At 44.0% G+C, this 23198-nt stretch carries 25 protein-coding genes; 3 read left to right on the forward strand and 22 right to left on the reverse strand.

Features of this window, described 5'->3' with window-relative positions:
- Positions 1 to 81: 81 nt before the first annotated feature.
- From AC060N_RS06805 to AC060N_RS06820, 4 genes are all read right to left on the reverse strand, one after another.
- Complete coding sequence (locus tag AC060N_RS06805) at positions 82 to 438, reverse strand: hypothetical protein (RefSeq protein WP_479526426.1); 357 nt, start codon at positions 436 to 438, stop codon at positions 82 to 84.
- Between the two features lie 240 nt (positions 439 to 678).
- On the reverse strand, positions 679 to 2073 hold the full coding sequence (locus AC060N_RS06810; protein WP_479526427.1) for an FAD-binding oxidoreductase: 1395 nt from the start codon (positions 2071 to 2073) through the stop codon (positions 679 to 681).
- A 35-nt stretch (positions 2074 to 2108) separates the two neighbouring features.
- Entirely contained in the window at positions 2109 to 2513 is a 405-nt protein-coding gene (locus AC060N_RS06815) for a group I truncated hemoglobin (protein ID WP_479526428.1), read from the reverse strand.
- Between the two features lie 178 nt (positions 2514 to 2691).
- Complete coding sequence (locus AC060N_RS06820; RefSeq protein WP_479526429.1) at positions 2692 to 3828, reverse strand: nickel-binding protein; 1137 nt, start codon at positions 3826 to 3828, stop codon at positions 2692 to 2694.
- Positions 3829 to 4151: 323 nt separating this feature from the next.
- Between AC060N_RS06820 and AC060N_RS06825 the strand changes: the two genes are divergently transcribed.
- Positions 4152 to 4664, forward strand: coding sequence for an RNA polymerase sigma factor (locus tag AC060N_RS06825; protein ID WP_479526430.1), 513 nt, complete (start codon positions 4152 to 4154; stop codon positions 4662 to 4664).
- A 63-nt stretch (positions 4665 to 4727) separates the two neighbouring features.
- A complete protein-coding gene (locus tag AC060N_RS06830) occupies positions 4728 to 5300 on the forward strand; it encodes a hypothetical protein (protein WP_146141993.1) in 573 nt (190 codons plus the stop codon).
- A 62-nt stretch (positions 5301 to 5362) separates the two neighbouring features.
- Here AC060N_RS06830 and AC060N_RS06835 read toward each other — a convergent pair whose 3' ends face one another.
- From AC060N_RS06835 to AC060N_RS06905, 15 genes are all read right to left on the reverse strand, one after another.
- Positions 5363 to 5563, reverse strand: coding sequence for a hypothetical protein (locus AC060N_RS06835; protein WP_106541962.1), 201 nt, complete (start codon positions 5561 to 5563; stop codon positions 5363 to 5365).
- A gap of 51 nt (positions 5564 to 5614) precedes the next feature.
- Complete coding sequence (locus tag AC060N_RS06840) at positions 5615 to 6517, reverse strand: patatin-like phospholipase family protein (protein WP_479526431.1); 903 nt, start codon at positions 6515 to 6517, stop codon at positions 5615 to 5617.
- 104 nt (positions 6518 to 6621) lie between these two features.
- Positions 6622 to 7008 carry a hypothetical protein gene (locus AC060N_RS06845; RefSeq protein WP_106541960.1) on the reverse strand — a complete coding sequence of 129 codons (387 nt, stop codon included), beginning with the start codon at positions 7006 to 7008 and terminating at the stop codon, positions 6622 to 6624.
- 154 nt (positions 7009 to 7162) lie between these two features.
- The gene (locus AC060N_RS06850) at positions 7163 to 7699 is read right to left on the reverse strand and encodes a hypothetical protein (protein ID WP_479526432.1); all 537 of its coding nucleotides are present in this window, start codon (positions 7697 to 7699) and stop codon (positions 7163 to 7165) included.
- 84 nt (positions 7700 to 7783) lie between these two features.
- A complete protein-coding gene (locus AC060N_RS06855) occupies positions 7784 to 9133 on the reverse strand; it encodes a sulfatase-like hydrolase/transferase (protein ID WP_479526433.1) in 1350 nt (449 codons plus the stop codon).
- Between the two features lie 123 nt (positions 9134 to 9256).
- Complete coding sequence (locus AC060N_RS06860; protein ID WP_479526434.1) at positions 9257 to 9628, reverse strand: hypothetical protein; 372 nt, start codon at positions 9626 to 9628, stop codon at positions 9257 to 9259.
- A gap of 18 nt (positions 9629 to 9646) precedes the next feature.
- Positions 9647 to 10027 carry a hypothetical protein gene (locus tag AC060N_RS06865; protein ID WP_479526435.1) on the reverse strand — a complete coding sequence of 127 codons (381 nt, stop codon included), beginning with the start codon at positions 10025 to 10027 and terminating at the stop codon, positions 9647 to 9649.
- A gap of 23 nt (positions 10028 to 10050) precedes the next feature.
- A complete protein-coding gene (locus AC060N_RS06870) occupies positions 10051 to 10290 on the reverse strand; it encodes a hypothetical protein (protein ID WP_479526436.1) in 240 nt (79 codons plus the stop codon).
- Between the two features lie 517 nt (positions 10291 to 10807).
- Positions 10808 to 12328 carry an FMN-binding glutamate synthase family protein gene (locus tag AC060N_RS06875; protein WP_479526437.1) on the reverse strand — a complete coding sequence of 507 codons (1521 nt, stop codon included), beginning with the start codon at positions 12326 to 12328 and terminating at the stop codon, positions 10808 to 10810.
- Positions 12329 to 12337: 9 nt separating this feature from the next.
- On the reverse strand, positions 12338 to 14077 hold the full coding sequence (locus AC060N_RS06880) for a thiamine pyrophosphate-dependent enzyme (RefSeq protein WP_479526438.1): 1740 nt from the start codon (positions 14075 to 14077) through the stop codon (positions 12338 to 12340).
- 390 nt (positions 14078 to 14467) lie between these two features.
- Positions 14468 to 15157 (reverse strand): hypothetical protein, encoded by a 690-nt coding sequence (locus AC060N_RS06885; RefSeq protein ID WP_479526439.1) that lies wholly within the window; start codon positions 15155 to 15157, stop codon positions 14468 to 14470.
- A 348-nt stretch (positions 15158 to 15505) separates the two neighbouring features.
- A complete protein-coding gene (locus tag AC060N_RS06890; RefSeq protein WP_479526440.1) occupies positions 15506 to 16831 on the reverse strand; it encodes a TolC family protein in 1326 nt (441 codons plus the stop codon).
- Positions 16832 to 16843: 12 nt separating this feature from the next.
- Entirely contained in the window at positions 16844 to 17986 is a 1143-nt protein-coding gene (locus AC060N_RS06895; RefSeq protein WP_479526441.1) for an ABC transporter permease, read from the reverse strand.
- Positions 17983 to 18966, reverse strand: a complete 984-nt coding sequence (locus tag AC060N_RS06900; RefSeq protein WP_479526442.1) for an HlyD family secretion protein — start codon at positions 18964 to 18966, stop codon at positions 17983 to 17985. The genes AC060N_RS06895 and AC060N_RS06900 overlap by 4 nt, the downstream gene beginning before the upstream one ends.
- Before the next feature lie 11 nt (positions 18967 to 18977).
- Complete coding sequence (locus tag AC060N_RS06905; RefSeq protein ID WP_479526443.1) at positions 18978 to 19736, reverse strand: ABC transporter ATP-binding protein; 759 nt, start codon at positions 19734 to 19736, stop codon at positions 18978 to 18980.
- A 189-nt stretch (positions 19737 to 19925) separates the two neighbouring features.
- Here AC060N_RS06905 and AC060N_RS06910 point away from each other — a divergent pair, with 189 nt between their 5' ends.
- On the forward strand, positions 19926 to 20588 hold the full coding sequence (locus AC060N_RS06910; RefSeq protein WP_479526444.1) for a MarR family winged helix-turn-helix transcriptional regulator: 663 nt from the start codon (positions 19926 to 19928) through the stop codon (positions 20586 to 20588).
- Positions 20589 to 20609: 21 nt separating this feature from the next.
- On the opposite strand, the gene AC060N_RS06915 is transcribed toward AC060N_RS06910, so the two are convergent.
- From AC060N_RS06915 to AC060N_RS06925, 3 genes are all read right to left on the reverse strand, one after another.
- On the reverse strand, positions 20610 to 21401 hold the full coding sequence (locus AC060N_RS06915; RefSeq protein WP_479526445.1) for an alpha/beta fold hydrolase: 792 nt from the start codon (positions 21399 to 21401) through the stop codon (positions 20610 to 20612).
- Positions 21402 to 21495: 94 nt separating this feature from the next.
- Positions 21496 to 22563, reverse strand: coding sequence for a PAS domain-containing sensor histidine kinase (locus AC060N_RS06920; protein WP_479526446.1), 1068 nt, complete (start codon positions 22561 to 22563; stop codon positions 21496 to 21498).
- A 160-nt stretch (positions 22564 to 22723) separates the two neighbouring features.
- Positions 22724 to 23173: a YybH family protein gene (locus AC060N_RS06925; RefSeq protein ID WP_479526447.1), complete on the reverse strand. Its 450-nt coding sequence runs from the start codon at positions 23171 to 23173 to the stop codon at positions 22724 to 22726.
- Positions 23174 to 23198: the final 25 nt, after the last annotated feature.

A 23198-nucleotide genomic window follows, 5' to 3' on the forward strand; every position in this document is an offset into this window, starting at 1 on the left:
CAGGAATATGGCGAACTGTCCTGTCGGTCAATTATAATTCAAGCAATTACTTTCTTCACGTAGGAAGAGCTTTGGGATGATTTAGCCAAAGATTGGCGGAGGCCGGGAGAATAAGCGGAAAGTGAGATGATGCTCCGGAAACTGAGTAGGTGCGTCTACTATTTTATGCACAATTCCAGCGGTGTAGGACTTTTCGTCAGATGCTTGCATTTCTGCTTGATCGAAATGAATGCCTGCAATGTCACTGAAAAGATGAACGGTATCCCCGGAAGTTACATCGCTTTCTTCTGCAATGTTAATCGTGTTTGCCGCGATTGAATCTACTGTGTTTTCTTCCACATTCGGTTTACCCAACAACCACGATCCCAATCCTACGACGTAAAGTACGACGAGGAAAAGATAAGGCAATGTGTTCGATAAGACTCCGAAAAAAAACACCGGCAGATTATTTAATTATCAATGTATTATTGTCACCCCTGTTAACTGTTTAAATTAAAGGAGTTCTGCAAACTTACTAAATCTGGCCGAGACTCTTTCTTTAAGAATGCTTAAAATTGAATTAGCCCAAACTTATGTTTGCTGCGTAGAAAACAAGTTGATCGGGATAAAGTTTTGCCTGTGTATTTTACTTTTCTCTATTTCTATTGGGTATAAATAACAACTGCATTAACTCAGATTTCAATGGCCGTTTGGCGCGATGTTTTGATTGACTCTGAAAAGATTGTTCGGATCGTATTTGCTTTTGATTTTAACCAATCGGTCATAGTTGTGTTTGTAGCTTGTCTTTATCCTGCCTTGCCCTTCGTTCATTATAAAGTTTAGATAGGCACCACCGGAGGAGAAAGGATGAACTGCTTCCCAGTAGTCCTTGCACCAGTTGGTAATCTTTTCAGCATTTGCCGGGTCTGGATCAATACCTACGATAACGCCTGCATATTTTGCATCCCGATAAGCCCATGGAGTTTCGTCTTTACCGACCCGGCTCGCTGCTCCGCTAATTGGATACAGGTGCATCTGAGAAAGCGGCGTCGGTATGGCCTTACCGAATTCCATATGTTTAGCAATGGCTTTTGAATCCAGTTCATTGAAGAAATCAGCTTTCCAATACCATTGCAAACCGGGTGGCATTAAGCCATCAAACATCGATTGTAATGCGGGAAATGGCATGGCACCCAGGTGCTCGAATATGGGAGCATGTTCCAAGACAGGTTTAAATGCTTCTTCCGCTTTATCCAAATTGCCTGTATAGCACCATATAATTCCACAGAAATGTTTGTTATGTAAAAACTCAGGGAATGGTGCTCCCGGAATGACCAATGTTGCGATGAAACCATTTAAATCGTCAGGTGCGTTTTGAATGAATTTATCGTACCATTTCATAATCTCCTCTGTTTTTTCAATAGGCCAGAGTGTTGGTCCGCCGTAAACCGTTTTTACCGGATGTGCCTGGAATTTAAACGAAGTCACAACTCCAAAGTTTCCTCCACCTCCACGAATGGCCCAGAATAGATCAGGATGTTGGTCTTTATTTACGGTAACAAACGATCCGTCGGCCAATACCATGTCAGCTTCCAGTAAACTGTCGATTGTCAATCCGTATTTTCGGGACAAATAACCAACGCCGCCACCCAAAGTCAGGCCTCCGACTCCGGTTGTAGAAACCATTCCGCCGGGAACGGCTAATCCAAAAGCATGCGTTGCATGATCAAGTTCTCTCAAAATGTTACCTCCGCCAACTCTGACTGTTTTGTCCGCGGTATTTACGCGAACATACTTGATGCCAGATAAATCAATGACCAGGCCGTCGTCGCATGATCCCAGACCTCCGCCGTTATGTCCACCACCTCTGACTGCAATCAAAACATTGTTTTCTCTGCCAAAATTCACACAATGAATTACATCGGCAGCATCCACACAGTTGACAATCAGCCCGGGATGTTTATCGATCATTCCGTTGTAAACTTTTCGAGCCTCTTCGTAATTTTCATCTTGAGGAAGGACCAATGTTCCACTGATTTGTGAAGCTAACTCCTCAATTATAGTGGGTTCTATATCTTTAATTGTAGCTGTCATTGTTTCTGTTTTTTGCGGTTAAATGCAGAAGCTGATTATTGAGCGACAATCATGCCCTTTAGAGACCACAAAATTGCCAGTACATCCTTTTTCGAACCTTCATCAATTTGATGTTTGTCGAGGATAAGCATAATATCATCTACTACCTCCATATATTCCTCAGGTCGAATATTCATGCCCTTATGAGCAGCGGGCATTTCTTTACCGGAATATTGAGCTTGTCCACCACTTCCGGCACTAAAGAAATCGATGGTGTGTTGCCGGATAAGTGCCAAATGTTCGGGTTGCTCTTTCAAAGGCAAGAAACGTTTCCGAACAACCGGATTATTCATGTGGGTTTCAATTACATCATCTACGATGGATGCGATTCCCTCGGTCTTTCCCAACCGTTCAAAGAGTGTTGGTTGACCATTGCCTTTTGTGTTGTCACCGTTTTTCATATGCAAAGACTTTAGATTATTATTGATTAGATAGATTTACTCTTTTTATAATATTGATATGTGAGATCCTGTAACAGATAAACTGTCGTTAATGAGTTTATTATCTGTTGCATAAGCAATTTAAGACAAGAATGTCTTAAATACTGGTAATTTTGGTTTTTATGCTGGTAATTTTGGTTCAGGAAATCTTCAGGGGAGACGAAAACGGTTTATCAGTGGTTTGTATGTAATCGGAAGGCAAAATACCGAATCTCTTTTTAAAGCATTTGGAGAAATAGGAGGGACTGTTAAAGCCTGTTTCATATGCTATTTCGGAAATATTCCCGGACTTTTTATTGAATAATCTTAAAGCTTTGTTTAGACGATATGAAAGCAGGAAATTATTGGGCGAAATTCCCATCAGCTCCATCATCTTGCGGTACAGCTGAGATTTACTAAAGCCCAGATGCAGATTGAAGTCATTAACTTTTAATTGCGTATTTCCAGACTCCTTTTCAGCGAAGTCGATCAGCTCGTTAATGAAATGTTCGTCGGAAGGCGAGATGGTTTCTACTTGCTTGTTCTTAACAAAGTGGTTGGAATTTTCACGTACATATAAATCCTTTACTTCCGATGAAACTACTATGTCAGCTTTGGAAGTATCAGTCATTCGTTCAGCAGATTGGACAGTTTCCTCAAAGAGCTCTTTTTTCTCTGTAATTGGAGAGCCTGCGCAGAGTCCGATTTTCAGTTTTACATGACACGGGTTTTGTTTACAGATCAGCTTTTTGAAAATAGCCTGGTTTTCTATTGCAGACTGAACCGCATCGGTGACAGATTTAAAAGAGACCAAAAAGCCATTATGGTAATGCCTTACAATACTTCCATTGAACTCTTCAAATACTTCCGGAATTTTCTTGTTGTATTCTGCTAATGATTTATTCAGTCTGATCAATTCACTTAATTTCAGGGAAGACACCTTGAGTTTAGCAACCATAATGGTTCTGAAAGCAGGATCGTCAATGATATTTAGTTCAGTATTCCTTGTATTTTGCGGGTCTTCGATTCTTCCCAGAAATGATTCCACCAGGTCCACATCGACTTCAGTAACAATGTGAGGTACATTCCCATGGGCATTGTGATGCATGTCTTTGAGAGCCTGTTTGTTTGGAGCCTCGATCAGGCAGAAGGCAGTTTTTCTTCTTTCGTCGAACCAGTAGGTGAGCCCCCGGCAATTGTAGTTGTCCTGTATCTTTAAATCTTGCTGGTGTAATTGTGCTACGTGTTCTGCTGTGACTGTTTCTGAAACATCGTGTCGGTCCATGTAAATTGGCATACCCCTGTTTTTTTATCTTTGTACTTCTCCGATAAACTTTGTTTTCCCTACTTTTTCAACGAACTACTCGCAACTTGCTATGCGTGTCAGGCAAAAGATCTGGTTTCTTGTCTATTAAATTTAAGACTTTTTATTCGGATATCTATAAGTTTCGGAAAATGAAGGAGTAAGGGGAAATCTGTTCCGTCAGATTAAATAAAACATTTCGATATATTTGATCGCTTTTTTTGAAAAATATCCTTTAGATGATTGGAGTAATTACTATAAAACAAATTTGTAACCAATTTTGTCGGCTCCTGACTAAATAAGCAAAACCAACATTCATGCACACCAAAGAGGAACACTTTAAAGATTTGATTGCCGGGAACGAAGAGCGGTTGGTGCGAATCTGCCGGTACTACCATTCCAATGCCGAAGGGCAAAAGGATTTGTACCAGGAGATATTGGTCAACATCTGGAAAAGCCTCGACAAGTTTCGTGGCGAATCGTCGATCAATACCTGGATTTACCGCATCGCCGTTAATACGGCCATCAGCTTCAGTGGAAAATCGTACCGACAATCTAAATTGATGATCAACACCGACAGTTCGGCAATGAATATCCTGTACGATCACAGTGAACTGGAAGGTAAGCTGGAGCAGGAAGCTTTGTTCGAACAGCTGCAGGTAGAGCTCAACCAGCTTTCGATTATCGACAAAGCTTTGATTTCGCTTTTGCTGGAAGGATTGACAATGAAGGAAATTGCCAGCGTGATTGGTATTACCGAGCCGAACGTGAAAGTGAAAATCCACCGGATTAAGAATCAGCTGAAAGAGAAGCTTGTTTGTGATGCATGATGTTGGAAACGCTGTCGGAAAGGGCAGAAAAAAGAGTGTTACATGTTAAAATTGAGACCTGTCATGAATACAAAAAATAATAGCGACAAAAACAATCATTTACTGGATATCAATGGATTGATTCCCGGTTTGCAGAAAGAAGATCGGCGCAACGAACGAATCATGCGGAACTTCCAGTGGCTCATGTGGATTATGATACCGGTTTACTTTGGGTTGCTGGTGGTGAATCCTGATAAAGACCTGATTTGGAGTGATCGGGTGGGTGGTTTCATTTATGTGCTGGCTTTTTTGCTGATTGGATTGATCATGAGGCATTATTACAAGGAGTACAAAGCGGTCGATTATTCGTTGCCTACTACCGAGATGTTAAGAAAGGCCATCAAACGGTACAAGTTGTTACGTCCTCAGAAATTATACATCTTGATTCCCGTCCTTTTAATCGACGTTGGGTATGTCTTTCTTTCTTTGAATCATTTCAAAGATGTAGATTACCTGGACCGCGTGTTGATTTACCAGGCTGTTTACCTGGGAGCTATCATTATTGGAGCCGGTATTGGTGTACTTATCTGGCGAAAGCGACAGAAACCTTTGCGCGATGCAGCCGTGGAATTGCTGCGGGAAATTGAATCGGAATAAGGAAATTTAGCCACACGAAATAAGAGAGCCGGAAGCCATCAGCACATTGCATGACTTCCGGTTTATTTTTCCTGGTTCATCCGTTTTTTAATTTCTTTTCTCATCACAAAAGTGCCTGCAATGATGGCAACGGAAATACCCAGCCAGCCGTAGTGCCGTAACACGTTTGGTTTCATGAAAATGGTGTACAGATTCCAGATGGCAAAAAGAGCCATTACAATAATGAGAACAATCTGCCACCGTAATTTATTTTGGTCACTCATTGGTCAGTCTTTTTATATTCAAGTTTTAAAACCGCAAAGTTAAGTGATTTTTTAATGCTCTGCCTGTGAACCGATAGTTTCTCCTTCGTACTTTTTCAGGCTTTTTTGTGCGGCATGCCGGCCCATACTGACCAACTCTTTTGCCCGGTAAAAATCAAACGTGCTGCAAGATTCGTGTGATATTTCCATCAAGATATCCGGCGGATGATTCTCCAGGTTGGTTTGCCCGATGTGGTAGGTCATCATCGCAATGGTTTTGTTGATGAGGTCGAAATATCCCAGCTTCTCTTCTTTGTTGTCTGATGACGAAAGATGCAACTGTTGGTAAAATTCCTTTATTTTTTCCTGGTAAACCGACCGGTTGTTCTTCTCTTCTTTTTTCGAAACGGCAGGTTTGTCTACCGGAACATCGGCGTTTACATTGACGGCAATCAGGAGATCGTCTTTTTCCCGTTTAACGTGATTGAGCGGAATATTATTGATAATGCCCCCATCGACCAGCAAACCGTTTTTTGTTTTTACAGGCGTGAAAACAGTTGGAATGGCCATGGATGCTCGTATCGCTTCAAATACACTTCCTTTCCGGAAAACGACTTCTTTCTTATTCAGAATATCAGCCGCAATAGCGGCATAGTGGATGCTCAGTTCCTCAATTTTGGCATCAGGAATGAATTCCTTCATCTTGTTCAGTACCTTGTCGCCTTTGATGAGTCCCTGCGAGCTGAGGGTAAAATCGACCAGATTGAAAACCTTGAATTTGTCGAGCGTGTACAGCCATTCTTTGTACTCCTCCATTTTGCCCAGGGCATAAACGCCACCTACCAATGCCCCCATCGAAGTTCCGGCAATGGAGCTGATTTCAAATCCTTGTTTTTCGAGCTCTTCTATAACGCCAATGTGAGCGATTCCACGGGCTCCACCACCCGACAAGACCAGGGATACTTTTTGTTTCATACGTTTCCTGAAAAGGAGAGTGATTAAATACTTATGTTCAAATAAAGATAATCATTTTCAGTTTGCCTGAAAGCGCAAGCTACACCCCGCCCACTTCATTTTATTCATTCCTGTAATTCTGAAAAAAATTTTTCCAATGAAAAACTATGATCATTTAAAAACTCGTTAATTTCATCAATGAATTCGGGCTGTTTTCGTTGACGATTGACGGTTAAATGTATAACTATTGAATCCCGGTCGGGTGGGTATCCTGTTGTAATGGTCCAGCACAGTGCATTAGGACACTCTAACAGAGCAAATCGAACTCCACCCTTTATTTGGCTTATACTCAATGAGAATTCTCCCCATATTCCACCGATTTTCAATTTATCACCTTCGGGATTATCAATCGCAAATAGTTCATTGCTAATCTTTTCGAGGTTGCTTAATTGTATGTGCTTTTGAATGAGGTGTTCCGTTGTTTTTACTTTAATTATTCTGAAAAACTCCATATTTCTTTTATTGAGAAAATTGATCTAATTGAGACCAATTAATGACTTTCCTCTTTTTTAAAGTCACATTTGGTGTGGGCAATATCTCAAATGTTTTTGAGAAAACAGGGCATACCAATAAATATTCCAATCAGTAGGGTGAATCGAGGAAACATCATTTACTGATTTCCTGGTTAACCGACTGAAGCCACTCGTAGAGCTCCTGCGCTTGCTGCGACTGGTTGTCAATCCGGATATCACCGATTTGTTGAAGAAGGACGCGTTCGTACCGGTTGGTAGAGCGGTTGAGCATGTAACCCACGTAAACTGCACTACCGGCATCGTACATTTCGGTAACCGGAGTGCTAATTGGGCCATTGGCTGCTAAAGGCAATAACGAAAATTTGGCTTTTAGGATTTCCGGGTCTATTTGGTAACAAATGCTGTCCGTATTCTGCAGATTCTGCTCCATATCGGTAGCAGAAATCGTTCCGGTGGAATCAGGAAAGTTCCAGTTGTCGGGTAAGTTGTAGCAATGAAGGTCCCCTGATGAGTCAATCAGCCATCCGTGATGCTGGTAGCCCCAGGCATAATTCACATATTCGAATTGAAACAACACTTTCTGCCGGAGGGCGTATCGCGGATTATCTGATGGCACATGATCACATCCGGTAAGCAGAAGTACTATGAATATCAACAATGCTCTTCTCATGGCGGTTAGGTTTTTTCTACCCGTGAGATGCATTCGGTCTTTTGGAAGTTGCGCTTTTGTACTAATTCTTAGCCTCAAATTTTTTTATCTCTCCTGATTATACTTTTGCCATATCTCGAATTGGTATTTTAACGCTTTTACTTTTTTCGGGAATTTTGTTGCGAGGTTGGTCATTTCTCCGGGATCTGTTTCCAGATTGACCAAAAACAAGGAATCTCTCGGTGCAAATTTCTCTCCGGAAATCACTGGGTTGCCAAGCAATTTCCATTTACCATTTCTCGCCGCCCAGTGTTTTCCGTTTTGCCAGCAGAAAGCAGGATGCAACGTCGCGCGCCTTTTATCGTTCAGGATGGGGACGAGGCTTTTCCCGTCAAGGTTATGGGTATCGAGTTTGATTTTGCACAGCTCAGCCAATGTAGGCATCCAGTCTCCATTTATGGCGACCTGGTTACGCACCTCTCCAGGATGTAATCGGGCTGGCCAGCTAATCGCTGCCGGAACCCGGATTCCTCCTTCAAACAAACTAAATTTTGAACCGCGCAGAATGCCGGCACTACCTCCGCCAAAATGCGCCCGTTCTTCGGTTGAGTACCCATTGTCCGACTGAAAAACGATGATGGTATTTTCGCGTAAGCCCAGTTCTTCCAACTTATTCAGGAGCTGACCTATTTTTTCGTCCATGGTCGAAATAAAAGCTGCGTACAAATCCCTTGGGTATTTAACTCCTTTCTCCCGGTAATATTTTAGCCATTTAGGCGAGCCCTGATACGGGTAGTGTGGCGTATTCATGGCATAGTACATAAAGAACGGATGGTCTTTGTTCTCGTCCAGGAATTTTGACGCTTCCTGAACCATTAAGTCGGGGAAATAACGGCCTGGATAAAACACTTCCTTTCCGTTGCGATACAAGTCGTGCCGGTTAGGACCGTCCCAGTAGAAGAAATGGGAATAATTGTCGATACAGCCCACAAAATGACCAAATGAATAGTCGAATCCCTGGGCATTCGGTTGTTTGTCTTTGGCATGGCCTAAATGCCATTTTCCGATGTGCGCCGTTTTGTATCCTGAATCTTTGAACATTTCGGCCATGGTATACTGGCTTCCCGGCATTCCGGCTTCGAGACTTCTTGCGCTAACATTGCCGGGCACGCCAGCTCGTTGCGGTGTTTTCCCCGTAAGCAGCCCAGCTCGCGATGGTGAACAGATAGGAGCTCCGTAAAACTGAGTGAATTTGACGCCGCTTTTCACCAACTTGTCCATATTTGGAGTCACTAAATCGGTAGCACCAAAACAATTCAGGTCGATGGCACCCTGGTCGTCCGAGTAAATAATGATTACGTTGGGGTGGGGAGTTGGTGGATTTTTGGCATGGGCCGATAGACTGCTTCCGGCAAGCAGGAGTGACCCGGTTATGGTTCGTGCTAATAGATTCATTCCAAAAAGGTTTATTTAGAAGTGTAGCCTAAATTAAGGAATGATTCGAATTAACCCAAATACGTTTCCAGGATTATCTAATTCGAGCTGTTGGGCTTCATTTTTCTTTCTTTGTTTTTCAGTTCACTTCAAATCCGCAGTGAAATATCCTTTTTTCCCGTTGTACAAATTGCACCAAATGGAAAGTTTCACAGGTTTCACGTTCAATGGCATTCTTCGTCGGGGATTCAGAAAAAACTCTACCTGGCCAATGGAACACGTTTCGTCCGATTTCAGATTGTAGCCGGTTATCTTGTAGTATTCATTTACTGTCAATTGCATGTGCAGATAGTCAAACGAATCCTGATTGGCAATCACAATGTGGTGACCCTCCAGATGTGCGGAAGCGTGGAGTTGCACCATCGAGTCGTTCTCGTTGGAGTAAGAACGATAGATGAAGAAAATTAGTGTTCCGATAATGGCGAAGGATACGAGGTAAACGATTTTTGTTTTCATGGCAGAAAAGTTAGCCATTTATTCTTTCAATACAATCTTTAAAATTCCGTAAGCGCCGCGGCTACCATAAAGAGCTGTTGCAATGGCTCCTGACTGGAAGTCATAATTGCTGATTCTATCCAGACTTAGCTTTTTTAGCTCTTTTTCGGGGACTGGTTTGCCATCAATTATCACAAATGGCAATGTCAGGCATTTGTCTTTTAAGCCGTGTGAGATGTGGTGAATGTAACTTAAGTTCAAGGCTAAATCATATGCCGTTTTCACTTTTTGAGGTTGGAAGTCGGTGGCGATAAATTCAGTGGAGTCAAAAAGCAAAACCCGGTCAGTGATTCTTTTGACCTGTCCCGCGGCGATGATTGACAGAAACAGGAAAGTTGAGAGGAATAATAACTTTTTCATAGTGTTGGATTTGCTATGTAGTTTTAATTCTTGGTGGCTTTTTTCCTGCGCATACTGGTCCTGGCCATAACAATGGATACCGCTACAATCACCGGAATATCGGTTTTTAGAGAAATGTAGGAAGTGAGGTCTTTCCCTGAATCGAAGTGTCCGGTTATCATCTGTTTCATCGGGTCCCATAAATCGAAGAGCAGTAAGCAAAGGGACATGATGAGGGCGGTGAGCAGGAACTGTTTTGCGAATTGCAGGATTTCTTTTTTCATAAGTCTTGCATGAGATAGTTATAGTTTGTCGGTTGAAGATGTTTAACTATACGCTTAATCTGTTATGTTTCTGTGATGAACCAAGCAATTTGATGGGTGCTTCAAAATTTAGCTGTTTAGGACTAAAGTAGAAAAAATCTAGAAATACTCAAGCCAACCTATTTCAAGATGACTCATTTTGCTCTTCAAGATTTCCATTCGCATACCGGATATGTACGTTCATCAAAAAATTCAGTGTGTTCGTCAAAAAGATTGGGTTAATTATCTTTTTTCAATTTATATTCATTATACGGTTTTGGAAGATGGATTTTGCGAGGTATATAGAAGATCAGTTTATGCGATATCTCTTTTAAGATTCATTGAAAGTAATATGGTTGAATGGACATTAGAAATGTGACAAGGTATAGCGACTATTTTTATTTGGTTTAATACAACGTTTAAAAGTCGCCGAAAGCCGCCGGACAGTTATCCGGCGGCTTGTTTTATAGATGTGGTGTGCCTTCTATTTTGCAGAATATCAATGGTGTTCTTTCAGGTAACTTCCCGCTTCAATTGTAGGGTAAAGCTCTTCGTACGTTTTTACTTTTCCCTGGATTTGCTTGTATATTAATCCCCGGTGTAGTTGTTCGAGGCTGCTACAGCCAGCAGCAGCAAATAGTTCCAGAAAATCATTGAGGGTTTCAGACTGATAGTTTCTCACTCGTTTCCATTTGTCTTCCACGACCAATCCTTTCATTAATCCAGGCTTATTGGTCGTAATGCCGGTGGGGCATTCATTGGTATCACATTTCAGAGCCTGGATACATCCCAGCGCCAGCATCATACCCCGTGCTGAGTTGCAAACATCGGCGCCCAGACTGAGTGCTTTGAATATGTCGAAAGCCGTGAATATTTTGGTGGCCGTAAAAATCCTGATTTCATCTTTAAGGTTAAATCCCCGCAGTGTATCCACGACGAAAACCAGCGCCAATTCCCAGGGCATGCCGACGTAATTGGAGAAATCGATGGGGGCAGCTCCGGTACCCCCTTCCGCGCCGTCAACGGTTATGAAGTCGGGCTTGATGCCTGTTTCAACCATCTCTTGGCATATCTCAACAAACTCGTCTTTGCTGCCAATGCTCAGCTTGAACCCGACCGGCTTGCCTTTTGAGAGTTCTCTCAACTGCTGAACAAATTCCAGCAGACCGCGGGCATTACTGAAAGCGCTGTGTCCTGGAGGCGAAAGAACCGTGGTGTGAGGTTCCACTCCTCTGATTTGCGCAATCTCTTCATTGTTTTTCTTCGCCGGCAATACACCACCATGGCCTGGTTTGGCTCCCTGAGAGAGCTTAATCTCAATCATTTTTACTTCGTCAAGAGCCGCTTGTTTTTCGAACTTTTCAGGAGAAAAGTGTCCGTCGTCGGTTCGGCAGCCAAAGTAACCCGTACCTACTTCGTACACCAGGTCTCCGCCCTGCCGGTGATAGCGCGAAATCGCACCTTCACCGGTGTCGTGGAAAAAGTTTCCGGCAGCCGCCGCTTTGTTCAGCGCCATTACCGCATTTTTGCTGAGCGCTCCAAAGCTCATGGCCGAGATGTTAAACAGACTGGCAGAATAAGGATGCTGACAAGCACTTCCGCCAACGATAACCCGGGGCGGCTCTTCCAGCTTCTGAGCGGGATAAATGCTGTGCTGAAGCCATTTGAAATTGTCCTCTTCCACATCCAGCTCGGTACCAAAGGGGTGTGTTTCGTTTTGCCGTTTAGCCCGTTCATAAATATAGGCCCGGTGGTTGCGGTCGATGGGTTTCCCATCGGTATCCGACTCAATGAAGTATTGATGGATTTCGGGAGCAATCATCTCGAACAAATAGCGGACATGACCAATTACCGGAAAGTTCCGGAGAATGGTATGTCTCTTTTGTGCCAAATCGTAGATACCAACCCCGAATAGGAAGATAACAATTCCTATCAGGGTATAAATTGGATATTTTATCAGGCAAAGCCCAATGAGTACAACGATGGTTGTAACAAGCGTAAATATGACGGATTTTCTCATATCTGATTATTAGTCGAAGTAACCTTCTATTTCTTTCTTCAGGTTTTCCCATTGTTCCCGGTTTCCGCCCAGCGATTGGATGATCTCTTTCACTTTAGATAGTCCAAAATCTTTCACTTCACTGAAGCCAATCTTCGGAGGAAGTGACAATTCACCACTGTTGACGATCGCTTCGATGATGAAGGGTTTATCAGATGATTTGGCCTTCGCCACCGCTTTTTCAACATCGCGGGCATGCTCCACTTTCATGCCGTCGCCTCCGCACAGCATGGCATATCCAACAAAATCGAAGTTATCGACATGCAAGGCATCCAGGTTGGGGGCCAAACCGGCTTCCTCCATCTCAATCTTAACGAAACTCAATTCGTCATTTTTAAACACAATGACCTTGATGGGTAGGTTATATTTTACGGCTGTAGAGAATTCGTGAAGGGTCATATTGAAGGCTCCATCGCCAATCATGGCCCAAACCTCCCTTCCGGGAAACTGAAACTGAGCTCCGATGGCGGCCGGAAGCCCAACAGCCATGGAGCCATGGTTAAACGAACCGATGATTCTTCTCCCGGAATGAAAATTCATGAAATTCGATGACCAGATAACCGAAGTTCCGGTATCGAGAGCAAAAATAGCGTCGTCAGCCGCTTGCTCACTGATACTCCCGGCAAAGATCTCCGGATGAATGGGCTCGAGTTCTCTCTCATCATCGGCTTTCTGCTCCATGGATTGTTTCCATTCGCGGAATTCATTTTTTAGGTCATCCAGAAAACGATGGTCTTCTTTCTGCGGGCACTTCGCCAACAAGTGAGTCAGGGTTTCCTTAATATCCCCATGCAGCCCCAACGTTACGGGTGTTCGGTTCCCGATGTTTTCCGGGCGAATATCTACCTGAATCACATTGGTTTCCTTTGGCAGGAAATCAGCGTAAGGAAAATCGGTACCGAGCATGATGAGCAAATCGGGTTCCATAACGGCTTTGTATCCCGAAGGATTGCCAATTAATCCGGTTAACCCAACCACATTTTTCATGGAGTGGTCAAAAATATCCGCTGCTCTCAGAGTATGAGCGATTGGCGCTTTTATCCGGTCGGAGAGCGTTTGTACGATATTTTTGGCTCCCCGGCAGCCCGCTCCGGCAAGAATGCCGATTTTTTCTGCTCCGGCAATCTGCTTCACTGCTTCCTCCAGTTGCCAGACAGGCGGGAGTGTAACCGATTCGGAACGAAAAGTATTGCGGATGTAGGCATCATTTTTGGCTTCCATCATGGCCACATCTGCCGGAAGTTCGATCCGGCAAACGCATTTTTCATTCACCGCCGTTCGTATCGCTTTTAGGATAATTTTAGGCGCTTGTTCAGGTGAGCGGATGATCGCCTGGTAACCGCACACGTCGGCAAAGATCTTTTCCAGGTTCACTTCCTGGTGGAAGTTCGTGCCCTGTACGGCGACCGGAACCTGACCGGTAATGGCCAAAACAGGAGAGCGCTCTTTTTTGGCATTGTAAAGTCCGTTAATCAGATGAAGTGCCCCCGGACCCACCGTGCTGGCACAAACGCCCAGGTTATTTCCCAGTTCACCTTGCGCAAAAGCGGCATAGGCACCATTCTCCTCGTGCTTCACCCTTATCCATTTTATCGTGTCTTGCTTGGCTATCGCAGAAATGAGTGGATTCAGCGCATCTCCGGCTACCCCAAAAATGTTCTGAACTCCTTCCTGCTTTAAGATGTGAAGAAGCTGTTCGGATACATTCATAAAATTATCTTTTTATATTGTATATGGAAGGCGTACCAATTAAGATAACAAGTAATTATGACTTTTGTTTTCCGATAGCCTGTGATGAAATGTATTTGGTCCTGCTTTAACTTTCTTTAATAAGGTTAGCCTTCTGTTAGCTGATGTGTTATGTCCGGTTATTATGGGAGTTTCGCCTCATCGCGAGTTACAGGAATGGGACGTTTATATTATCTTCAGATAGTTTCCGGGAGAGGTGGTTGGCCGTTGCCGGCCATCCGATGTATTGGGTCGATGTAGGTTTGTGTAGAGGGGGCTTTATCAGAGTCATGATTTAACGGGTATCGAAGGCGATCCGGATGGGATATTTTAGCTTTCGATGCCCGTTTTATCTTCTGTTTAAAAAAATGGCTACTTCTTCAAAATGATGGGGGTCAGTTGCTGTTTTAGTTTTTCATATTCTGACTTATCCAATACCCCCAGATCCAGTAGATCCTTCGATTCTTTCAGTTTCGCAATGGCTTCTTCCCTGGTCAAAGGTGCATGCAAGCTTTTGATCTCGCCTGACAGTACCGATTTTTCGTAATCTACGACCGACATATATTTGTAAATACCAAAAGCACGTCCATGGGGTTCTCCCAGAAGTACCGTTAGTTCCAGCGGTTTCTTCCGGCTTCCTTTATGTAAAACTTTCATCTCCGAAATAACCACTTGCTCTCCCTGCATATTGGCACCTGCATTTTCCGGTGCTTCACCCGACATGGCACTCATGATACTGGCCACACCGGCAGGTCTTCCCATGATAATCGTTGTGAAGCTGCTTTTTGTTCTGGAACGGGCCACTGCTCCACCAACCGTATTACCTGCCCCGACAGCTGCCGTGGAAGTGACCGTGCCGGAAGGAGTTCCCAGGCGTAGCGTATCCCCGATTTCCAATACGGCACCGTTTGCAGCTGTGTATTTTAGAATTCTTGTGTTGTTTCTGATTTTTTGAAAGACCGAGGCGTTTTGGCAATCATCAAAGGTTAATTCGTTGAGTTGCTGTTGGGCAAAAGATTGTGTGGTGATAAAAATGAATAGAATCAAAATTACGTTTCTCATGATTAGTTAAATTGTGGTTTTTGTTAAATTATAATTATTGTAGCTGTAAAATGATTCAAATTTGGGGCCACAATTTAACAAAAAGTATTTTAAATTACGTCTAAATTTCCTGGTTTGTTGAGGGAATCCGACACTGATACATCCTATTCCCGTTGAAATGCACTTTTCCGCAGGAGGGAAACACGCTATCTTTGTCTTACACCGACAGGTGAGACAGAGCTTTCTGCTTCATATGCTTTTTACAACCTCTGCATTGATTCGTTACCGTATCCTACTTAACCATCCGATTCGATACCGAAGATTATTTGCTAGGTGTTGTTGTCGAGCCTGTTATCGATTGATGGTCTTTTAGTTTTGCAGCAGTTTTTTTAGCTTCAGTTGAGCAATGATATAATCGTATGCAGATTGTAGATAGGCTAATTTCGATTTTTCATATTCCATCCTCACCGATTCCAAATCATTGGGTAAACTTCTTCCGGAAGCGAACAATGCTTCGGCGGCTTTCAGGTTCTTCCGGGCCAGTTGGATATCGTTTGACTTGAGTGTCAGGTCACTTTGATGATTGTCGATCTCCAGCAATGTCTTCTGCATGTCAGCCGTTCTGCGGTGGTTGTAATCCTGCAGATTGTATTGACTTTCCTGATAGGCCAGTTGCTGAGCCATCTTTTCACGGTGAAGTGAAAGTTCGCTGGTAATGGGCAATTTGAGTGAGAGTGACACATAGCTGTTTCCCATCCAGTTGTTACTGTTGAAAGGGGCGAAATTATTCCGGTAGTAATCCGTGCCGTATGCTGCGTTTAAACTGATGGTGGGCAACATCTGACGTGAAATGTTGCCAATGATCAGACTGTCCAGCATATTCTGTGATTTCAGTTTCCGGTATCCCAACGACGCAGGATGCATTTCCGGAGCCGGAGTATTGAATTGCGTGAGCAAGGATGACAGGCTGTCTTTCGGAGCAGGCAATCGGGTACTGTCTCCAACACCCATTTGAAAAGCCAGTTCAATGGCCGCCTGCCTGGCAATGGCACGGGCCTTGTTGTAGCGGCTCCTCGACTGGTTGAGGTGAAGGTGTGAATGGTTAAGTGCATTCACATTTAAGCGGCCATCGGAGAAGCGCTTTTGAGCGACTTTCAGTTCTGTATGGTTCAGGAGCGTATCTTCCACAGCATACCGGAGTTGTTCATTGGCTAATACCGCTTCGGCGTAAGCCCGGGAAACAGCCAGACGAACCGATTCCTTCTTCCCTGAATAGTCGAGATGAGCCATGCGCTGCCGACTTTCCTGTTCCATAATTTTTCGTCGGTTTGCCGGGTTGAACAGGTCATACTTCAGGGTAACGCCCAGATTGGATTGCCAGTCCGTTCCGAATTTCAGGTAGGTGAGCTGATCCGAACCCGCCTGTCCCTGAAAAAGAGCTGCCGGTACGGGTGTTGATGGGATCACCAGGTTGCGCCTGACCGAAGCACTTGCCTGAATGTCAGGCAACCGGTTCGTCTTTTGTGATTTTAGATGCCATTGCGCCTCTTCCATGGCCATTTTACTACTCTGCACTGCCGCACGGTTTTTCAGGGCCTGTGCAATAGCCTGTTGGAGTGATACGGTTTGTTGAGCCATGATGGTTCCGGCAGGAAATAGTAAAAGCAGTATCGTGAGTTTGAGATGATAGTTCATGACAGTTATGATTTAAATCCTGAATACAGATGCCGGTTCAATCTTCCGTATGGTTTTCACCGAAAAGAAATAGGTACTTCCCAGTGATATACCCATGGTGATGAGTAGCAGACTGATCGTAATAACCGGGTTCAGACTGATGAGTAGTCCCGAATTGGCCACACTGAGCCGGAATGCTTCCAGTAATCCATAGGCTATGAAGAAACCGACCAGGGAAAAAAGAAGTGATTGAGTAATGACCAGCCGGGTAATGTATTTGTTGGTGGCTCCTATCGCTTTCAGGGTGCCGTAATCTTTTATCCGGTCCATTGCCGAGCTATACAGGGTCAGTCCAATGATGAAGAATCCACTGAGGATGGCAAATATAACCAGGGAGCCAATACTGGAGCCTATATTGGAACTGATCACCAGAAAGCGTACGGTCGTTCGCTTCAGATCCTGTGTGGTCCACGCCCGTATATTTGGAATCGCCCGGTTGATGTTTTTGACCACCTCTTCAGACGTATAGCCTTTGGCTACTTTTACGGCAATGGCATTGATGGAGTAGGGCGATGCATTGCAATAGCTGCGTGCCCGGTCGAGTGTGGTGTAGAAATAGGTTCCCCCAAACCCCCGGGCATTGCGGGTTTGTAGTTTGATGATCGCTGTCTTTCCGTTGATCTCCAGTCGTGTCCCAATGTCAGTGGAACTGTTCAGGGTGTTCGCGTCGAACAGATCGGCACTAATGGCATAATTATCCATCAGGTTGCGCAGATGTCCTTTGTAGATCTTGCCTCTATTGGGACCTGCCACGAAGAGCGGCGGCTCACTCCCTACGATATTTACCGGTGAGGTTTTTCCGTTGGTAAAATGAGCAATGCCCGCACCCATGAAGATCGGATAGGTATCGGCCACTCCTTCGACGCTTCTCAGCTCGTAGACCTTCCGGCTGTCGAGCCGGGAGAGATTGTTGGCATTGGTGGTCATGTTATCCACCACCCACACTGTTGCCTGTGAGGTACGCGAATTATTAATCACGCCTCCCATCAAATCCATGAGAAAGGTGAGGATGCCAATTTGTTGTCCAATCAGAAAAGTACTGACCACAATGCCAACAACCACCCCGATACTTTTGGCTTTATCGTAGCGTATGAATTTTATCGCTGTTTTTATCATTGCTTTCCTGATTTTTGAAGCAAAATGGTGCATTCCACCCGGCTGTTGAAAAGCAAACCCGACGGGTTGTTAAGTAAGACGCGTACTTCTCGTACCCGTCTGTCCTGTTGCTCTGCGGCAGTGTTGGTAAAGAGCGATTTTTGTTTCAGATAAGGGGATGCCGAAATGACCTTTCCGCGGGCAATGACTTTGTTAAATCCTACATGGCGTATCTCGGCCAATTGACCGGGTTTTACATCATTGGCAAACATTTCATCAATTTCGCAACGCGCAATAACCGGACCGGACGGTGCAAAATCCACCACATTTTGATCGGACTGTACCGTGCTGAAGAGGGTTGTTTTAATCTGCAATATCGTGCCATTTTCCGGAGCCTTTATAATGGTTTTATCCAGGTTGTCGCGGGCCTGCTCTAACCCGATGCGTAATTCAGCTAATTGGGAGTTTGCGAGGTTCAGGTTCGCTTCATCTCGTTGTTTTTCCGCCCTCAGGCTTTTTACCTGCGTCTGCAGCTCCTGGATGTTTTGTTCTGTCTCTGCGCCCGATTCTTTCAAACCGGTACTCGTTTTTAGCTGCTCCTCCTGGTTTTGAAGCTTCCCGGTGGTTTGTTGCAACGCCGATTGAGCCGCTTGTATCCGGAACTGTTGACTTTTGATCTCTTGCTGTGTCTTTTTCAATGTGAGCTGCTCGTCGGTGTCATCCAGTTTTAATATCGGATCTCCGGCTTTCACCTGATCACCTTCCCGGTGATAGATGGCCTTCACCTTTCCGCTTTGGCGAACGGATAAGTGACTAATCAGTGATTCCGGCTCAATCAGACCAATTCCTGCAACCTGCTTTACCTGTCCGGTCGAAAGGAGATTATCCTGCTGCGAGGTATTACTTTTGGGAGAGGCTTGCGCCTTATGGTCTGACTGGTTATGACAGGATGTGCTGACTAGAAGGGTACACAGCACAGCTATTGGCATGAATCTCGACATACTTTTGTGAATTAGTGGAATACTTCGGTTTCATTGGGCTCGTCAGTCAGTTCACCGTTTTCGATGTAAACGATCTCATCGGCATAACTTTTTAACCGATGGTCGTGCGTAACGATGATCACGGCTCGCCCTTCGTCTGACAGTGATTTCAGGCGCTGCATGACAGATTTAATGCTGGCCTGATCGAGCGATGCAGTAGGCTCATCACAAAGAATAATAGGTGGATCATTTACCAGTGCACGGGCAATGGCTACCCGTTGTTGCTGTCCGCCACTCAACTCTTCGGGAAGATTATTTTTCCGATCACTCATATTCACCCGTTCAAGGGTTTCTTCGGCCAGCTGCTTACTTTTGCGTTTATCCAGACCACTTAATATAAGGGGTTGCATCACATTTTCCAATGCATTTAGGGGGGCAATCAGATTGAAATACTGAAAAACAAAACCGATGTTTTTCAGACGTATCCCGGCCAGTTTCTTTTGATTCAGTTTGTTGATATGCTGTCCGTTGATCCAAATCTCCCCGGAGGAGGGATAGATGACGCTCCCCAGGATGGAAAGCAGGGTGGTCTTTCCGGAACCGGAAGGCCCGAGAATCAAGGTGAGCGCATGGGACTGAAAATTGTACGATGCATCCTTTAAGGCGTAAATTGTCGTATCTCCGGCCTTGTATTTCTTACTCACGTTTTCGAGGCGGGCTATGACCGATGCCCCCGAAGAAGGTTCTCCGACAGGATTTTCCATTTTTTCGTATCGCTCTGATTGTTTCATTTCGTTATTTCCAGGAATGAAAATAAATTCAAATTTGGAATTTATATACCATAAAGCTTCAAAGTTGAAAAATGTTTTGTTATTTTACTTTTTTAACGATTCTTTTACCGTTGGAATAGCACCTGGTAGTTTGCATACTCCGGCTAAAGAATCGTTATTCAACAGGATGTTGGATGGTAAATTAAGGTGATGTCAGATAAACTGGATTTGGTCAACCAATTGTTGCAGCATATCGACTCCTATGTTGATACCCATGGGAATGCAGATGTGAAATTATTTTCCATCTATTTAAAGGATAAGCTTTTTGAAGTGAAAAAAGGGAACCGTGGTGAAACGTTTGATCCGGCTAACTACATGAATTACCGTGAAATCCCGGAAGTGGAGTTCTCGACTCTCTTAACGGGATTGTACCGTTACTCCAACCGGTATCTGAAGCAGGTTTTTAAAGACACAGAGCTTCGGTCAATCGATGAATTTGGTTTCCTGGCTTCCTTGCTGCGTGCCGGCGATTTATCGAAGAGTGATTTAATCAATGAGCACCTACTTGAGATAACCACCGGAACCGAGTTGATCAAACGGCTCATTCATCGTGGTTTGATGAGTGAATTTACCGATCCGAAGGACAAACGAACACGCCGGGTATCCATTACATCCAAAGGGCGTGAGCAATTGTTTCGGGTTTTTGAGGGGATGTTCGGGGTATCTAAGTTAATCCGGGGAAACCTGGATGACGATGAACTGAGTCATTGTCTTTCAGTGTTGGTGAAACTGAGCCATTTTCACGCTGATATTTTTGAAAATGACCGGAACAGTCCGCTTGAGGATATCTACCGCAAGTATCTGAATAAATGAGGTACAAATTTCTCTCCGAATTTATTTCCTGAAAAAACGCTCCACTGTTTCGTTAAACAGTTGTGGGTGCTGAATGCAAACACCATGGTTTGAATCGGGGAAAATGCAGAGTTCGGCTTCAGGAATGGCTTTGAATATGCGAATGGTGTGGCAAGGTTTGATGATGTCGTGATCGCCGGCCATTACCAGCGTCGGGCATTTAATGGAGTGTAGCTGTTTATCGGAAATGTGAGGTTGGTACAGCATCATTTTATTGAGAGCGATGGCTGTCGGCGTTGCGTTCGTATCGTTTTCGACAAAGTTTTTCATGTCGAGAATGTCTCTGTAGGGAACAGCTGTTGAGTCCGGAACGGTATTGGCACCGGAAACAGCCAGTTTTTTCACCTTGTCGGGATGTTCGATAGCGAGCAACAGGCCATCGATACCACCGTCGCTCCAACCGAGCACAAAGGCCGAATCGACCTGCAACTGTTCCATCAGGGCATTGAAGTCGGAAACCATTAGCCGGTAGGAGATCGCATCGGGAGAACCGCCCGATTTTCCCTGCAAACGACTGTCGATAGCAATGACGCGGTAATGTTTCTCGAAGAAAGGAATCTGGTTCCGGAAAGCGTTAATGGAACCTCCGTTGCCGTGAAACATCACCAAAGGCTCACCACTTCCGTAAGTTTCGTAATAGAGTTTTATGCCGTTCACAGTAGCGTAATGACCGGCTTTGGGATTGTTGCCGTAATCTATGTTTTCCGGCTGTGCTTTTACTCCGGCGATGAAGAAAAAGAAGACCAAAATCAAGCTCGTTGTTTTGTTCATCATCTTATCTATTTGTGTTTATATTTCCAGGACGCAAGCCAGGCACAGCGAATAAAATTAAACTAATTTCAGGTATTTGATGAGCCTGGAGATAGGATTAAGCCTTAAAAGACATGGTAAAAGTAGTTCCTTTGTTAGTCTCGCTTTCGACCTCGATCTTTCCACCCATACTGGTTATGTGGTTGTGTACCAGGTATAGTCCGATGCCTTTGCTGTCTTTGTGATAGTGGAATTTCTGATGCAAACCGAAAATTTTGTCATTTACTTTTTCCATGTCGAATCCCATGCCATTATCACTGAAAACCAGCAGATCTCTTCCATTAGCTTTTTCTGAATGTATCTGAATGATCGGATGCTCATCGAACCTGGCGTATTTAATCGAATTCGTTATCAAATTCAGGAAAACACTTTCCATGTATGCCCGGTTAAACCGGATGGTATTCAAAGCTGAAAAGTCGGCATGAATAAATGTCCCGGATGTCTCGACTAATGAATGTATCGATTTACGCACCTTGTTCAGTGTTTCGCTCAAATTTACTTCTTCTAGACGGGAATGAGCCTGATGTTTTTCGCTTAAAGCATCGACATAATTATCCAACGATTCTTTCAGGTATTCGCCCGATAATTTTAAGATCTTAACTAATTCAATAGCCTCTTCGTCGGTAAACTTCGAAATATCGAGCATATCGAGTACCGCCAGTACATTGTTAACCGGCGCTCGTAGATCATGTGAGGTAGTGTAAGTTAACTGTTTTAAATCATTGTTTGAGCTGGATAGTTGGGAGAGCAAAGCGCTTCGATCGGCTTCCAGTCTTTTCTTATGAGTGATGTTTTTAGCAATAGCGAAGATTAGTTTTTCATTTTCAATTGGATAGGAAGTCCATGATAACCATACAACCTCACCACTTTTGGTTTTATACCGGTTTTCAAAATGAAGAAGTGGTTTTGCCCTGGTAAGCTCCTCCCGTGCCTTATCGGTAGCACGCTTATCCGCACAATATACAAAGTCATTAATTGGGCGGGCATACAACTCTTCCATGCTATATCCCAGTAACTTCGAAACCGCTGGATTTATTTTCCTGAAATATCCGTCGTATCCTGCAATGCACAACAAGTCGGGTGACAAATCGAAATAAAGTTCATAATTAAAATTTGCACTATTCATCTTTGTTGAATGAGTCATAAATCGATCTGCTGTTATTCTACTTCATCCACGGTATATCGCCGTTTTAGGCTTTTCTCCCCGTGTTTATTTTGAACGGAGAAAATGAACAAAAGTTGTTGTAGGGAATGAATTATCAATCAAAGGAGGATAAACTCTTTATTTAATCCCAAACAAAACGCCACGAACCATCGGACTGGCGTTTCCAAACTGTGTGAAAAATTCCCTCGGATGTTTTCGTGTTTCCCAGCGAGTCGGTCACAGTGTATTGATAAGTGCCATAGGTGTATCCCAAATCGCCTGATGAGGAAACATCCACAAAATCAGGTTTCCAAGTGAGACTAACTTGTTCTTTAGGTGCTGTTTGTCGGGAATAAAAGTCCTGTATTGCCTGTTTCCCTTTGATTAATTGCTTATTGCGCAATATGACTGCATTATCGTCCGCATAGGTGAGAAATGCTTTGGGAATACCTTCTTTCCGAGCCATCTCGGCAAATGCCTGCTCGGTTTGTCGAATTTCTTCTTTCCATTGTTCCATTCGCTTTTCTTTTCCTGTTTTACAGGAAGAAAGAAAGAGCAATGAAGTCAGGAAGACAACGATAAGTTTCTCCATAAAGCCTAGAGTAAATTTAGCTATT

This window comes from Prolixibacter sp. DSM 2831 (assembly GCF_056493735.1).